This is a genomic window from Sphingopyxis sp. (assembly GCF_051861155.1).
Taxonomy (GTDB): Bacteria; Pseudomonadota; Alphaproteobacteria; order Sphingomonadales; family Sphingomonadaceae; genus Sphingopyxis.
Genome location: NZ_JBHYDE010000003.1, coordinates 65,089 through 78,205 on the forward strand (window position 1 = coordinate 65,089; position 13,117 = coordinate 78,205).

General features: G+C 66.8%; 13 protein-coding genes and 2 riboswitches. All 13 genes read left to right on the top strand.

Annotated features, from left to right (window positions below):
* The first annotated feature begins 58 nt into the window (after nt 1-58).
* The 13 genes from ACTIFP_RS06310 (at nt 59) to ACTIFP_RS06370 (ending at nt 13,098) form a co-directional block, all read left to right on the top strand.
* Nucleotides 59-1,903 (top strand): SPOR domain-containing protein, encoded by a 1,845-nt coding sequence (locus ACTIFP_RS06310; RefSeq protein WP_439567873.1) that lies wholly within the window; start codon nt 59-61, stop codon nt 1,901-1,903.
* Nucleotides 1,900-3,072, top strand: coding sequence for a deoxyguanosinetriphosphate triphosphohydrolase (locus ACTIFP_RS06315; RefSeq protein ID WP_439567874.1), 1,173 nt, complete (start codon nt 1,900-1,902; stop codon nt 3,070-3,072). Before ACTIFP_RS06310 ends, ACTIFP_RS06315 begins: the two co-directional genes overlap by 4 nt.
* Entirely contained in the window at nt 3,065-3,712 is a 648-nt protein-coding gene (locus tag ACTIFP_RS06320) for an NAD-dependent epimerase/dehydratase family protein (protein WP_439567875.1), read from the top strand. The genes ACTIFP_RS06315 and ACTIFP_RS06320 overlap by 8 nt, the downstream gene beginning before the upstream one ends.
* A 61-nt stretch (nt 3,713-3,773) precedes the next feature.
* Nucleotides 3,774-3,875: riboswitch (glycine riboswitch) on the top strand.
* Nucleotides 3,876-3,982, top strand: a riboswitch (glycine riboswitch).
* Between the two features lie 54 nt (nt 3,983-4,036).
* Complete coding sequence (gene gcvT / locus ACTIFP_RS06325) at nt 4,037-5,179, top strand: glycine cleavage system aminomethyltransferase GcvT (protein ID WP_439567876.1); 1,143 nt, start codon at nt 4,037-4,039, stop codon at nt 5,177-5,179.
* Between the two features lie 3 nt (nt 5,180-5,182).
* A complete protein-coding gene (gcvH, locus tag ACTIFP_RS06330) occupies nt 5,183-5,554 on the top strand; it encodes a glycine cleavage system protein GcvH (RefSeq protein WP_439567877.1) in 372 nt (123 codons plus the stop codon).
* Nucleotides 5,555-5,637: 83 nt separating this feature from the next.
* The gene (locus ACTIFP_RS06335; protein ID WP_439567878.1) at nt 5,638-6,420 is read left to right on the top strand and encodes a glycosyltransferase family 2 protein; all 783 of its coding nucleotides are present in this window, start codon (nt 5,638-5,640) and stop codon (nt 6,418-6,420) included.
* Between the two features lie 3 nt (nt 6,421-6,423).
* The gene (gene gcvPA / locus ACTIFP_RS06340; RefSeq protein ID WP_439567879.1) at nt 6,424-7,782 is read left to right on the top strand and encodes an aminomethyl-transferring glycine dehydrogenase subunit GcvPA; all 1,359 of its coding nucleotides are present in this window, start codon (nt 6,424-6,426) and stop codon (nt 7,780-7,782) included.
* A 32-nt stretch (nt 7,783-7,814) separates the two neighbouring features.
* Nucleotides 7,815-9,335, top strand: a complete 1,521-nt coding sequence (gene gcvPB, locus ACTIFP_RS06345; protein ID WP_439568224.1) for an aminomethyl-transferring glycine dehydrogenase subunit GcvPB — start codon at nt 7,815-7,817, stop codon at nt 9,333-9,335.
* Nucleotides 9,332-9,670 carry a hypothetical protein gene (locus ACTIFP_RS06350; protein WP_439567880.1) on the top strand — a complete coding sequence of 113 codons (339 nt, stop codon included), beginning with the start codon at nt 9,332-9,334 and terminating at the stop codon, nt 9,668-9,670. The genes gcvPB and ACTIFP_RS06350 overlap by 4 nt, the downstream gene beginning before the upstream one ends.
* 32 nt (nt 9,671-9,702) lie before the next feature.
* The gene (locus tag ACTIFP_RS06355) at nt 9,703-10,356 is read left to right on the top strand and encodes a TMEM175 family protein (protein WP_439567881.1); all 654 of its coding nucleotides are present in this window, start codon (nt 9,703-9,705) and stop codon (nt 10,354-10,356) included.
* Nucleotides 10,353-10,799 (top strand): ABA4-like family protein, encoded by a 447-nt coding sequence (locus ACTIFP_RS06360; protein ID WP_439567882.1) that lies wholly within the window; start codon nt 10,353-10,355, stop codon nt 10,797-10,799. Before ACTIFP_RS06355 ends, ACTIFP_RS06360 begins: the two co-directional genes overlap by 4 nt.
* Nucleotides 10,799-11,437, top strand: a complete 639-nt coding sequence (locus ACTIFP_RS06365) for a DUF938 domain-containing protein (RefSeq protein WP_439567883.1) — start codon at nt 10,799-10,801, stop codon at nt 11,435-11,437. The genes ACTIFP_RS06360 and ACTIFP_RS06365 overlap by 1 nt, the downstream gene beginning before the upstream one ends.
* Before the next feature lie 101 nt (nt 11,438-11,538).
* Complete coding sequence (locus ACTIFP_RS06370) at nt 11,539-13,098, top strand: fatty acid--CoA ligase (RefSeq protein ID WP_439567884.1); 1,560 nt, start codon at nt 11,539-11,541, stop codon at nt 13,096-13,098.
* The last annotated feature ends 19 nt before the right edge of the window (nt 13,099-13,117 follow it).

Genomic DNA, 13,117 nt, shown 5'->3' on the forward strand with positions numbered 1-13,117 from the left:
CGCCCACCGGGCACGGCGGGCCGGAAATCGGGATGATTTGCCCATGCGGCAAGCGAAAATGACGGCGAAGCCGGCGCGCGTCCGGCCCCGCGTCGGCGCGTTCGGCGCGCTGCTGTTGGGGCTGCTGGCTGCGCCTGCGGTCGCGCAGGTGACGCCGCCCGACGCAGCAACCAAGGCCGCGATGGAAAAGCGCACCGCGGCGCGCACCCTGCTGTCGTCGGCGCTCGCCCGTATCGCTGCGAACAATGCCGACCCGCGCGCGCTGCTCGATGCCGGGCGCGCGTCGATCGAGCTCGACGATTATCGCGCCGCGCTGGGCTTTCTGGTCCGCGCCGAACAGGCGAGCCCGCGTGACGGCGCGGTCAAGGCGGCGCTGGGGTCGGCGATGGTCCATATGGAAAACCCCACCCGCGCGCTCGACTATTTCGGCGAAGCGCAGCTGCTTGGCGCGCCCGAACGCCTGTTCCTGTCCGATCGCGGTCTGGCGCGCGACCTGCTGGGACAGCAGGATGCGGCGCAGCGCGATTACCAGCTCGCGCTGGCGATCGCCCCCAATGACGAGCTGACGCGCCGCTACGCACTGTCGCTGGGGATCAGCGGCGAGGCCGACCGCGCGATCCAGATGCTGACGCCGCAATTACGCGCGCAGGATCGCGGCGCCTGGCGGCTGCGTGCTATGATCCTGGCGATGAACGGCCGCGACGGCGAAGCGAGCGAGATCGTCAATGCGACGATGCCGCCGGCGATGGCGCAGAATATCCTGCCGTATCTGACCCAGATGGACCGGCTGAATCCGGCGCAGCAGGCCGCGGCAGCGCATTTCGGGCGCTTTCCCAACGGCCAGCTCGCGGCAAAGCGCAAGCCGGTGCAGGTGGCAGCCGCGACGCCGCCTCCGCCGCCCGCCGCATCGGGCAACCGCCCGGCGCCGAGCACCCGGCGCCCGCCCGCCGCATCGGTTGCGGCAGCGCCGACCCCGACGCCCAGCACGCGGCCGCTCGGCCCGGCCTATGCCCAGCCGCGCGCCGCGGTGACGCCGCCGACAACGGTTGCGGCGCCGCCGCGGCCGTCGCCGGTCGAAGCGTCACGCCCAACGCCCGAAAATCCCTTTCCTGCGGCGGGCAGCCCGGCGCCGACCATCGTCAGGGTCGGCCCGACGCCTGAGAATCCTTTCCCCGCCGCCTCCGGACCCGCCCCGGTGTTTGTCGAGGCTGAGGCCAAAACGATTCCCGCACAGCCCGCGCCCGCGTCTTCGGCGGCGCCCATCGGGGCGAACCCGGTCCAGTCGGCCGGGCCGGTCGGCCCGGGCTTCTCGATTGCCGACATGGGCCGCGGGACGGCAGGCGGGCCACCGGTGGCCGCGACGCCGACGGTGCCCGCCGCAGCCGCGCCGTTACCCGCGGCGTCCGCGCCACTCGCATCGCTGGCCGACATCGTCGGCTCGATCGAGATACCGCCCGAGGAACTGACCCAGTCCGACAATGCGATCGGCGCCGACACCCTCGCCAAATTGCTCGAGGACAAGCGCCGCGCCGACGCCGCGGAAGATACGAAGCGCGAAAAGGACGCCGTCGCTGCGAAAGCCAAGGCCGAGGCCGATACCAAGGCGAAGGCCGAAGCCGCAGAGAAAAAGGCCAATCCGGCGCGTATCTGGGTGCAGGTTGCGACCGGCGCCAACGCGCGCGCGCTCGCGACCGACTTCGGCAAATTCGCCAAGAAGAGCCCTGCCGTTTTCAAGGGCAAGTCCGGCGCCACGGCGGAATGGGGCAAGACCCGCCGCCTGCTGGTCGGGCCGTTCAAGGACCGCAAGGCGGCGCAGGACTGGCTGGCGGACTATAAGAAGGCCGGCGGCGACGGTTTCCTGTTCAACAGCGAGGCGGGCCAGACCGTCGATCCGATCAAGTGAGGGTCGCCGCGTGCGCCAGCGACCCCGCGCACAGTCGCGGGCGCCGCTATGCCGAGCTGGGTCGCGTCGTCCGCGGCCCGCGCGACGATTTCCAGCGCGACCGCGACCGCATCATCCATTCGATCGCCTTTCGCCGCCTGCGCCACAAGACGCAGGTGTTTGTCGCCCCCGACGGCGATCATTATCGCGTCCGCCTGACCCACAGTATCGAGGTTGCGCAGATCGGGCGGGGGATTGCGCGTGCGCTGGGATTGAATGAGGATCTGACCGAGGCGCTGTGTCTAGCGCACGACATCGGCCATCCGCCCTTCGGACACGCCGGCGAGGATGCGCTGAAGGCGGCGATGGCAGACCATGGCGGCTTCGACCACAACGGCCATACGTTGCGCACGCTGGCGCAGCTCGAATGCCCTTATCCGCGCTTCGACGGGCTCAACCTGACCTGGGAAACGCTCGAGGGACTGGCCAAGCATAATGGACCGATCGCCAATCCCGGTTGGGCGCTTGCGGCGATCGACGCTGATTTTTGTCTCGACCTTGGCAGCCATGCCAGCCTCGAGGCCCAGATCGCCGCGGTCGCCGACGACATCGCCTACGACAACCACGATATCGACGACGGGCTGCGCGCGGGCTTGCTCGACCTCGATCAGCTGATGGCGCAGTCGTTTGTCGCCGCGAATTTCCACGCCGTCGAGGAACGCTTCCCCGGCGCGCCGCGCGACCGGTTGCTGCGCGAGCTGGTGCGTGACCAGATTGGGGTGATGGTCAACGACGTCATTGCCGCGACCACCGCCAATGTCGCAGCGGCGGGCGTTGCCAGCGCCGCTGAGGTGCGCGCCGCGGGCCGTCCGCTCGGCGGCTTTTCGGCCGAGCTTGCCGCGCAGGAGCGCGAACTTAAGCGCTTCATGTATGCCAATCTTTATCATCATCCCGAACAGGTCGCCGCCGCTGCCGCGGCGAATGAGGTCGTCGGGCGCCTGTTCGCCGCCTATGCCGACGACCCGCGCCTGATGGGCGAGGATTGGTCGTCGCGGCTGCCCGGCGAAATGACCGCGACAATCCGCCATATCGGCGACTATATTGCCGGAATGACCGACCGTTTCGCCATCGACCGTTATGCCGACATTTTTGGACGCGCCGCGGTGCCCGAGGCGCTGGCGCATGTCTGAGGCGCTGATCGTCGGCGCGACCGGGCTGATCGGGCGTGCGGTGATCGAGGCGTTTGGGGATCGAGGCATCACCGTGGTCACCCGCCGCCCAGTCGAAGGACTGGCGCCGCACCATGCCGAGTGCGTCGCGCCGCCCGAAAGCTGGCCCGATCTGATCGCTGCCCAGCAGCCCGCGGTGCTGATCAGCTGCCTTGGCACCACGATCCGTCAGGCGGGGTCGCAGGCGGCGTTCCGCGCCGTCGACCATGACCTGATCCTCGACGCGGCGCGCGGCGCCCGGCGGGGCGGCACGCCGCATATGATCGTCGTCAGCTCGGTCGGGGCGGCGACGAAAGCGGGCAATTTCTATTTGCGGACCAAGGGCGAAACCGAGGACGGATTGCGCGCGTTGGGGTTCGACCGGCTCGACCTGATCCGTCCCGGGCTGTTGCTCGGCGACCGGCCCGGGCCGCCGCGACTGGGTGAGAGGCTCGCGACGATCGCGGCGCCGCTGGCCGATGCGTTGCTGCACGGGTCTTTCCGCCGCTATCGTTCGATTCCGGGCGCCAAGGTTGCCGCCGCGATCGCGCGGCTGGCGGGGCAGGGCGGTTCGGGCGTGCATATCCACGAAAACGACGCCATCCGCGCGCTCGCCGATTGACTCCGCCCGGGGGCAGCGCCAAGGCTCGCAGCGTCTGTCGGGCCTCCCCTAAAGAGATTCGACCGGCCGCGCGGGAGAGCGTGAGGGCAGGGCAACCGGCGCCTCACCACCGAAGGAGCAACCGCCCCGGAAACTCTCAGGTCAGCAGGACCGCGCAGGCTGGAACGGACACTCTGGAAAGCGTTCCGGCTGTCGGCTGGAACCACCGAAGGGGTAACTCCGTGATTTAGCGGAGGAAAACTCTCAGGTTCCCGTGACAGAGGGGGCATGGCGAAAGGCGCGGCACCCTGCTGCGCATCCGCCGTGCAACCGCGGGAGACTGACATGACCGAAATCGAACAGACGGGTGACGAAGGCGCGATCGCGGCAGCGACCGAGGTGCTGCCGCTCGATGCCTGGCACCGCGCGAAGGGCGGCCGGATGGTCGAATTCGCCGGTTACTGGATGCCGATTCAATATGAAGGCATCATGGCCGAGCATCTGTGGGTGCGCGAACATGCCGGCCTGTTCGATGTCAGCCATATGGGGCAGCTGCTGATTTCGGGCGACAAGGTCGCCGAAGCGCTCGAAACGCTGGTCCCCGGCGATATTTCGGCGCTGAAGCCCGGCCGGATGCGCTATTCGCTGCTGCTGAGTGACGATGGCGGCATCCTCGACGATTTGATGATCACCAACGAGGGCGACCAGTTCGGCATCGTCGTCAACGGCGCGGTGAAGTGGGAAGACATCGGGCATCTGCGCGAAAATCTGCCCGACGACATCACGCTCAATCACAACGAGGACTATGGCCTGCTTGCATTGCAGGGGCCGAAAGCTGTCACCGCGCTGGCGCGGCTGGTGCCCGAGGCTGCGGGCCTGGTGTTCATGCAGGCGATCCCGGCGACGTGGAACGACCACGCGATCGGGATCAGCCGCTCGGGCTATACCGGCGAGGACGGGTTCGAGATTTCGCTGCCGAACGCGGCGCTCACGGATTTTGCCGATGCGCTGTGCGCGATGGACGAGGTCAAGCCGATCGGGCTCGGCGCGCGCGATTCGCTGCGGCTCGAGGCGGGACTGCCGCTCTACGGCCATGATCTCGATCCGGCGATCGACCCGGTGGAAGGCGATCTGGCGTTCGCGATCAGCAAGCGCCGCCGCGAGGAAGGCGGCTTTCCCGGCGCGGCGCGCATCCTCGGCCATTTGGAAACCGGCGCTCCGCGCAAGCGCGTCGGGCTGCTGGTCGATGGAAAAATGCCGGTGCGCGAAGGCGCCAAGCTGTTCGACGGCAACACCGAAATCGGCGTCGTGACCTCGGGCGGCTTTGCCCCCAGCGTCGGCGCGCCGATCGCGATGGGATATGTGCCGCGCGACCATGCCGAGCCGGGCACCGCGATCGCCGCCGAAGTCCGCGGCAAACGGGTGGCCTGCACCGTCGCCGCCATGCCCTTTGTTCCGCATAATTATGTTCGTAAAACAGGAGCTTGATCGATGCCGCGTTATTATACCGAAGAGCATGAGTGGATCGATGTCGACGGCGACGTCGCGACGGTCGGCATCACCGATTTTGCGCAGGGCCAGCTTGGCGACATCGTCTTCGTCGAAGTGCCCGACACCGGCGCGGAGCTGAGCCAGGGCGGCGACGCTGCGGTGGTCGAATCGGTGAAGGCGGCAAGCGACGTCTATGCCCCCGTCGATGGGGTCGTCACCGAAGGCAACAGCCAGCTGGAGGAAGACCCTGCGCTCGTCAATTCGGACCCCGAGGGCGAAGGCTGGTTCTTCCGACTGGCGCTGAGCGACAAGAGCCAGCTCGACGGCCTGATGGACGCCGCCGCGTACAAAGCCTTCTGCGACGCGCTCTAGCGATTTCACCCCTCCCCTTCAGGGGAGGGGCTTTTAGGGAAAAAGCCATCGCGACCACCGCCGCCCTTGCCAATTGCCGCCTGATGGTGGCGACGCCCATCTATGAAGGGGCGCAGGGTACCTATGTCCGCGCCGCGCTCGCTTTGGCGCTGCGCGCGCAGGCGATGGGCGTTTCGGTGCGCTTCGAATTCATCCTCTATCAGCCGTCGATCACGCGCGCGCGCAACATGCTGGCTGCCATGTTCCTCGCCAGCGACTGCACCCACATGCTGTTCGTCGACGCCGACATCGACTTTTCGGCCGACGATGTCTTTTCGTTGATCGAGGCGATGACGGCGCGCCCCGAGTGCGGGGTACTGGGCGGTGCCTATCCGCGGCGGATGACCAATTGGGCGAATGTCGCGCGCGCGGTCGAACTGGGGCTGGCGAAGAATAACCCAGCCGATCTCGCACGCTACGCCGGCGACTTCGCACTGCATTTCCTGCACCCCGACCAGAATTTCCAGATGAACGATCTGGTCGAGCTGTCGCGGCTCGGCACCGCGATGATGCTGATCCGCCGCGAAGTGCTCGAGGGCATGGCGGCGGCGCTGCCCGATCTGGTGTTCCGGCCCGATCCAGCCGAACGTCAGGCACATGGCGTCGGAGAGACCGCGCCCGCCTTTTTCTGCCCCTATATCGAGCCTGAAAGCCAGGCTTTGCTGTCGGATGACTATGCCTTTTGTCGCCGCGTTCGCGACGCGGGCTTTCGCATCTGGCTGGCGCCGTGGGTCCGCACGACCCACGCCGGCCCGGCGATCTTTTCGGGCACCCTTGCCGACACCGTCCAGCTTTTTTCCGAAAAACCAGCTTCTTCTGCGGAGTAGTTCATGCGTTACCTGCCCCTTACAGCCGATGACCGGAGCGCGATGCTCGCGGCCATCGGCGCGTCGTCGATCGATGATCTGTTCGCCGATGTTCCCGTCGACGCGCGGCTCGATGGCCCGATCGCCGATCTGCCGCTGCACGCCAGCGAGCTCGCGGTCGAGCGTCATATGGCGGCACTCTCGCGCCGCAACCGCGCCGCGGGCGACGGTCCCTTCTTCCTCGGCGCCGGGGCGTATCGTCACCATGTCCCCGCCAGCGTCGATCATCTGATCCAGCGCGGCGAGTTCCTGACCGCTTACACCCCGTACCAGCCCGAAATCGCGCAGGGCACGCTGCAGATGCTGTTCGAATTCCAGTCGCAGGTTGCGCGGCTGCTCGGCACCGATGTCGCCAATGCCTCGATGTACGACGGCTCGACCGCGTGCTGGGAGGCGATCGTGATGGCACGGCGGATCACCAAGCGCGGCAAGGCGCTGCTGTCGACCGGACTCCACCCGCATTACCGCAGCGTCGCGCGCACGATGGCGAAATATACCGGCGATGTGCTGGTCGACGGCGATCCCAGCCTCGAAGCTGGCACCGACTGGGCGGCGCTCGCGGACAGCATCGACAAGGAAACGAGCTGCGTTGTCGTCCAATATCCCGACATCCTCGGCCGCATCGACGACATGACCGCGCTCGCCGTGGCGTGTCAGGCGGCGGGCGCGCTGCTGATCGCGGTGGTCACCGAACCGGTCGCGCTCGGGCTGATCAAGGCGCCCGGCGAAATGGGCGCCGACATCGTGGTGGGCGAGGGACAATCGCTCGGCGTCGGGCTCCAGTTCGGCGGGCCATATGTCGGCCTGTTCGCCTGCAAGACCAAATATGTCCGCCAGATGCCGGGTCGCCTCTGCGGCGAGACGGTCGACGCGAACGGCAAGCGCGGCTTCGTGCTGACGCTCTCGACGCGCGAACAGCATATTCGCCGCGAAAAAGCGACGAGCAATATCTGTACCAATTCAGGGCTTTGTGCGCTGGCTTTCAGCATTCATATGACCTTGCTCGGCGAAGCCGGACTGCGCCAGCTCGCGGCGATCAACCATAGCCGCGCCAAGACGGCCGCGGCCGAACTGGCGAAAATCCCCGGCGTGTCGGTGCTGAACACCAGCTATTTCAACGAATTCACCCTGCTGCTGCCGACCGAGGCACGCCCGGTTGTCCACAAGCTGGCCGAGAAGGGGGTGTTGGGCGGTATCTCGCTCGGTCGCCTCTATCCCGACAATGCGGCGCTCGCGAACGGCCTAGTCGTTGCCGTCACCGAAACCGTCACCGAGGCGGATATTGCCGCCTTCGCCGCCGCTCTGAAGGAGGTGCTGGCATGACCGCGCTCAATCGCGCCGGCTGGCGCCCCGAAATGAACGTTGCCGGCGGCGCCGATGACAGCACGACCTTCACCGGCAACCGTGCGCTGATGCTTGAAGAAGCGCTCATCTTCGAGATCGGCTCGACGGAAACCACCGGCGTCGATTTCGACGAAGCGACCCCCGTCGCTGACCTCGGCGCACTCGCGCGCACCGCGCCGATCGGCCTGCCGGGGCTGAGCGAAGCCGAAACCGTGCGCCACTATACGCGCCTGTCGCGGCAGAATTATGCGATCGACCTCGGCCTGTTCCCGCTCGGCAGCTGCACGATGAAGCACAACCCGCGCCTCAACGAAAAGGTCGCGCGCATGCCGGGCTTTGCCGACGCGCACCCGTTGCAGCCGCAGGAAACGGTGCAGGGCGCCTATGCAGTGATCCACGAACTCGCCGAATGGCTGATCACGCTGACCGGCATGCACAGCGTCGCGATGTCGCCCAAGGCCGGCGCGCACGGCGAATTATGCGGCATATTGTGCATCAAGGCGGCGCTCGAAGCGCGCGGCGAGGACCGCCGCGTCATTCTGGTTCCCGAAAGCGCGCACGGCACCAACCCCGCGACCGCGGCGTTCGCTGGCTTTACCGTCGAAGATATTCCGGCGACCGAGGCGGGCCGCGTGAACCTCGAAGCCTTGAAGGCGCGGCTCGGCCCCGACGTTGCGGGGGTCATGATCACCAATCCGAACACGTGCGGGCTGTTCGAGCGCGATATGAAGGCGATTTCGGACGCGGTCCATGCCGCGGGCGGCTATGTCTATTGCGACGGTGCCAACTTCAACGCGATCGTCGGCCGCGTGCGTCCCGGCGACCTCGGCGTCGATGCGATGCACATCAACCTCCACAAGACCTTCTCGACCCCGCACGGCGGCGGCGGGCCGGGTTCGGGACCGGTGGTGCTGTCCGAAGCGCTGGCACCCTTCGCGCCCTTGCCCTTCGTGACGAAGCACGCCGATGATTTCCGCCTGATCGAAGAAGAAAGCGCGGGCGAGGATCATCCGCAGACCTTCGGGCGCATGACCGCGTTCCACGGCCAGATGGGGATGTTCACGCGCGCGCTGACCTATATCCTCAGCCACGGCGCCGACGGACTGAAGCAGGTTGCCGAGGATGCGGTGCTCAACGCGAACTATGTCCTGCGCAGCCTGGAGGATGTGCTCGACGCGCCCTTCGCGGCGTCGGGCCCGTGCATGCACGAGGCGCTGTTCAGCGACAAGGGGCTGGCCGAAGGCTTCTCGACGCTCGACATCGCCAAGGGGCTGATCGACGAGGGTTATCACCCGATGACGGTCTATTTCCCGCTTGTCGTCCACGGCGCAATGCTCGTCGAGCCGACCGAGACGGAGAGCAAGGCGGCGCTCGACCAGTTTATCGGCGCGTTGCGCAGCATCGCGATGCGCGCCCGCAACGGCGACCCGGCGCTGAAAACCGCCCCGCATTTCGCACCGCGCGCACGGCTCGACGAGACGGCGGCGGCGCGCAAGCCGATCCTGGCGTGGAGCGAGATCGGGGGCAGTTGAGCGCCGACGGCCAAAACGGCGCACCGCACGGCGACGTCGGCTGCCTCGCCGCCAGCGCTCTGTTCGCGGTCGTTTTTGCGGTCGTCTGGCTCGCCGCGATCACGCTCTATGGCCTGGTCGTCGAGCAGTGGGAGCTCGTCCGCGTTCGCCGCGAATTCAGCTATGACTGGGCGTTTCTCTATGCGCCGCTGATCGCGATCGGGTGCGGCACGGCCTTGGTGTTCGTCGCTGCGCGGCGCTTCCCGGCGGCGCGGGTCACCATGCTGATCATCGTCACCGCGCTGGTTGCTCTGTTCGGCGGTGTCCTGCTGTTCGGGCTTGGCGGGCTGATCTAGCGCTGGCAAGAAGCAGCCGAGGGGGAGGGGCCATGACCAACGGACAGGAGCGGCTCGACGCGTTTACCGACGCGGCCTTTGCCTTTGCGGTGACGCTGATGGTTGCGGGTACCGGCGGCATGGCGCCCGATTATCGCCAGCTTGAGGCGGCGATTGCCGCCGCCCCCAGTTTCCTGATGGCCTTTGCGCTGATCGCGATGTTCTGGCTCGCGCATGTTCGCGCGCGGCGGATGGTCGGCAACGGCGACTGGCGCTTTCTGCTGCTCACCCTTGCGCTGGTGTTCACCGTGCTGCTTTACGTCCACCCGCTGCGCGCGATGGCGTCGAGCTTCGCGGCGTTTATTTCGGGGCAGGCCGACGATTATGGCGGCCGGCTGGGGCAGATGTTCGCGCTCTATGGCGCGGGCTTCATCCTGATGTCGCTGCTGACGGCAGGGCTGTTCGCTGCCGCCCGCCGCAATCCGCTGATGGACGCGCAGGGGCATCGCGAAGCCTTTGGTCAGGTCATCATCTGGCTGATCCTGGGTGCGACGGGGTTGGTTTCGACTGTCATGACCTTTTTTCGCGCAACGGTGCCGCTGGCGCCAATGGTGTATGCGACGCTGCCGATCAGCATCGGCATTTTTGCCTCGCGCTATCGCTGGACCGAACCCGCCGCCGCGACGGCAGAAAAGGAGCAAGCATGACCTGGGATATGATCTTTCTGCTCGTCAATTACTGGGCCGTCGCAAGCTGGATCGCGCTGGCGTTGCTGCCGCGCGGTCCCAAGATGCTCGCGGCGATCCTCTATGCCGGCGTGTTTCTGCTCTGCCTTGCCTATACGGTGATGATCGTCGGTTTCCTGTCGGGCGGGATCGACCCCGGCGGTCCCGGCGGCGGCGATTTCACGACACTGGCGGGGGTGATGAAATTGTTCGACAGCCCCGGCGGCGCCACGCTGGGCTGGACGCATTATCTGGCGTTCGACCTGTTCACCGGCATGTGGATCGCGCGCGACGCCGATCAAAAGGGATTCAGCCGCATCGTGCAATTCCCGTTCCTGTTCCTGACCCTGATGGTCGGGCCGGTCGGGCTGATGGCGTGGCTGATCGTCCGTGACCGCCGCGCGCGGGCGCAGGCCAAGGGCTGATGGCGTCATCGCCGCCGTGGATGCCCGGCGACGGCGGCAGCGGCGAAAAGCGCCACGCGCCCGCGACGCTGCGCAACCGCGAGGCGATTGCTGCGGTGCTCGCCGAATGGCTGCCCGCGGGCGGCACGGTGCTGGAGGTCGCGAGCGGATCGGGCGAGCATATCGTCCATTTCGCCGCGACCTTCCCGGCACTGCGCTGGCAACCGAGCGACCCCGATCCGGCGGGGCTGGTGTCGATCGCCGCATGGTGCGCTGAAGCGTTGTTGGCCAATATTGCACCGCCGCTCGCGCTCGATGCGTCGACAGACGACTGGCCCGCCAAGCAGGCCGACGCGGTGCTGTGCATCAACATGGTGCATATCAGCCCATGGGCGGCGACGCTGGGACTGTTTGCGGGCGCGGCGCGCTTGCTGACGCCGGGCGCGCCGCTGATCCTCTATGGCCCCTATATCGAACCCGATGGGCCGACGGCGGACAGCAACCTGGCCTTCGACGCCAGCCTGCGGATGCGCGATCCGGCGTGGGGGCTGCGCCGGACCGATGACGTCAAGGCGGCAGCTGCCGCTGCTGGATTGGCTTTTGCCGCACGCCGCACGATGCCTGCGAACAATCTGATGCTGCTGTTCCGCCGCACCTGATGCTGGTGACAGGGTGGGCGATCGCCGCTTTACCTGACCGGTGCAGCCGCTAGCCTTTCCGCAATTGCACGCAAAAGATGCGATTCGAGGAGAGAGAGCCCATGCCGCGCGACGTTTCGGAGCTTTTCACATTCGACGAATTCCTGACCCATTGGGCCAGCGAGCGCGCCGACCGCATCGCGTTGCGTGAGGAAGACCGCGTCTATAGCTACGCCGAGCTCGACGAAGCGACGGCAAAAGTCGCCGCGGCGTTGATCGCCGCGGGACTGGCAAAGGGCGACCGTATCGCGTGGATCGGCAAGAACAGCGACCTCTATTTCCTGCTGTTTTACGGCGCGGCGCGCGCCGGGATCGTAATGGCGCCGATCGGTTGGCGGCTGTCGCCGACCGAATGGGCATTCATCGTCAACGACACCCAGGCAAAGATGGTGTTTGCGGGGCCGGGATTTGAAACGCTCGCCGACCAGCTGGCGGGCAAACTCGACCATGGCCCCGTCATCGTCGACGCCGCGGCGGCGCGGACGATGATCGACGGGGCGGCGCGGATCGCTTTCGTCCCGTCGGGTGCCAATGACGCGGTGCTGCAACTCTACACCTCGGGCACTACCGGCAACCCGAAGGGGGCGGTGCTGTCGAACCATAATCTGTTCGCGCTGCGCAAACATTCGAACGACCTCGACCTGCCGTACACCAAATGGGAGGATGACGAGGCGGTGCTGGTCGCGATGCCCTGCGCGCATATCGGCGGCACCGGGCTGGGCATCATGGCGCTCGCGGCAGGACTGCCCGGTATCATCCTGGCCGAATTCAACCCCGATGGGGTATTCGACGCGGTCGAGCAGCATGGCGTGACCCGTTTCTTCATGGTCCCCGCGGCGCTGCAATTCCTGCTGATGCACCCGCGCTGCGCGACCGTCGATTACAGCCGGCTCAAATATATCCTCTATGGCGCCGCGCCGATCCCGCTCGAATTGCTGCGCCAGTGCATCCAGATGTTCGGGGCGCAGTTTATCCAGGCCTATGGGATGACCGAAACCACCGGCACCATCTCGATGCTGCCGCCCGAGGACCATGATCCGGCGGGCAATGCGCGGATGCGCTCGGCGGGCAAGCCGCTGCCGGGGGTCGAGATCAGGATCCTTGGCCCCGATGGCGAAGAGGTGCCCGTCGGCGATGTTGGGGAGGTGGTCACTCGGTCGTCGAACAACATGCTGGGTTACTGGAACCTGCCCGAAGCGACCGCAAAAACGGTCAGCGCCGACGGCTGGATCCGCACCGGCGACGCAGGTTATCTCGACCAAGACGGCTATTTGTTCATCCACGACCGGATGAAGGACATGATCATTTCGGGCGGCGAAAATATCTATCCTGCCGAGGTCGAGAGCGCGATCTTCGGCCACCCCGCGGTGCAGGAGGTGGCGGTGTTCGGCATCCCCGACGACAAATGGGGCGAAAGCGTCAAGGCGGTATGCGTCGCCAAGCCCGGGATGACGGTCGACGAAGCCGACATCATCGCTTGGGCACGCGAGCGCATCGCGCCTTTCAAATGCCCGCGCAGCGTCGACGTGATCGACGCGCTGCCCCGCAACGCCAGCGGCAAGATTTTGCGCAAGGATCTGCGCGCGCCGTACTGGGCGGGCTATGCGCGGATGGTGAACTAAGGGCGGTCGGTTAAGGCGC

Excerpts from the sequence above, each read along its gene's own strand:
- ACTIFP_RS06310 (WP_439567873.1), top strand. The coding sequence starts at position 59 with ATGACGGCGAAGCCGGCGCGCGTCCGGCCCCGCGTCGGCGCGTTCGGC.
- ACTIFP_RS06320 (WP_439567875.1), top strand. The coding sequence starts at position 3,065 with ATGTCTGAGGCGCTGATCGTCGGCGCGACCGGGCTGATCGGGCGTGCG.
- gcvT (WP_439567876.1), top strand. The coding sequence starts at position 4,037 with ATGACCGAAATCGAACAGACGGGTGACGAAGGCGCGATCGCGGCAGCG.
- gcvH (WP_439567877.1), top strand. The coding sequence starts at position 5,183 with ATGCCGCGTTATTATACCGAAGAGCATGAGTGGATCGATGTCGACGGC.
- ACTIFP_RS06335 (WP_439567878.1), top strand. The coding sequence starts at position 5,638 with ATGGTGGCGACGCCCATCTATGAAGGGGCGCAGGGTACCTATGTCCGC.
- gcvPA (WP_439567879.1), top strand. The coding sequence starts at position 6,424 with ATGCGTTACCTGCCCCTTACAGCCGATGACCGGAGCGCGATGCTCGCG.
- gcvPB (WP_439568224.1), top strand. The coding sequence starts at position 7,815 with ATGAACGTTGCCGGCGGCGCCGATGACAGCACGACCTTCACCGGCAAC.
- ACTIFP_RS06355 (WP_439567881.1), top strand. The coding sequence starts at position 9,703 with ATGACCAACGGACAGGAGCGGCTCGACGCGTTTACCGACGCGGCCTTT.
- ACTIFP_RS06360 (WP_439567882.1), top strand. The coding sequence starts at position 10,353 with ATGACCTGGGATATGATCTTTCTGCTCGTCAATTACTGGGCCGTCGCA.
- ACTIFP_RS06365 (WP_439567883.1), top strand. The coding sequence starts at position 10,799 with ATGGCGTCATCGCCGCCGTGGATGCCCGGCGACGGCGGCAGCGGCGAA.
- ACTIFP_RS06370 (WP_439567884.1), top strand. The coding sequence starts at position 11,539 with ATGCCGCGCGACGTTTCGGAGCTTTTCACATTCGACGAATTCCTGACC.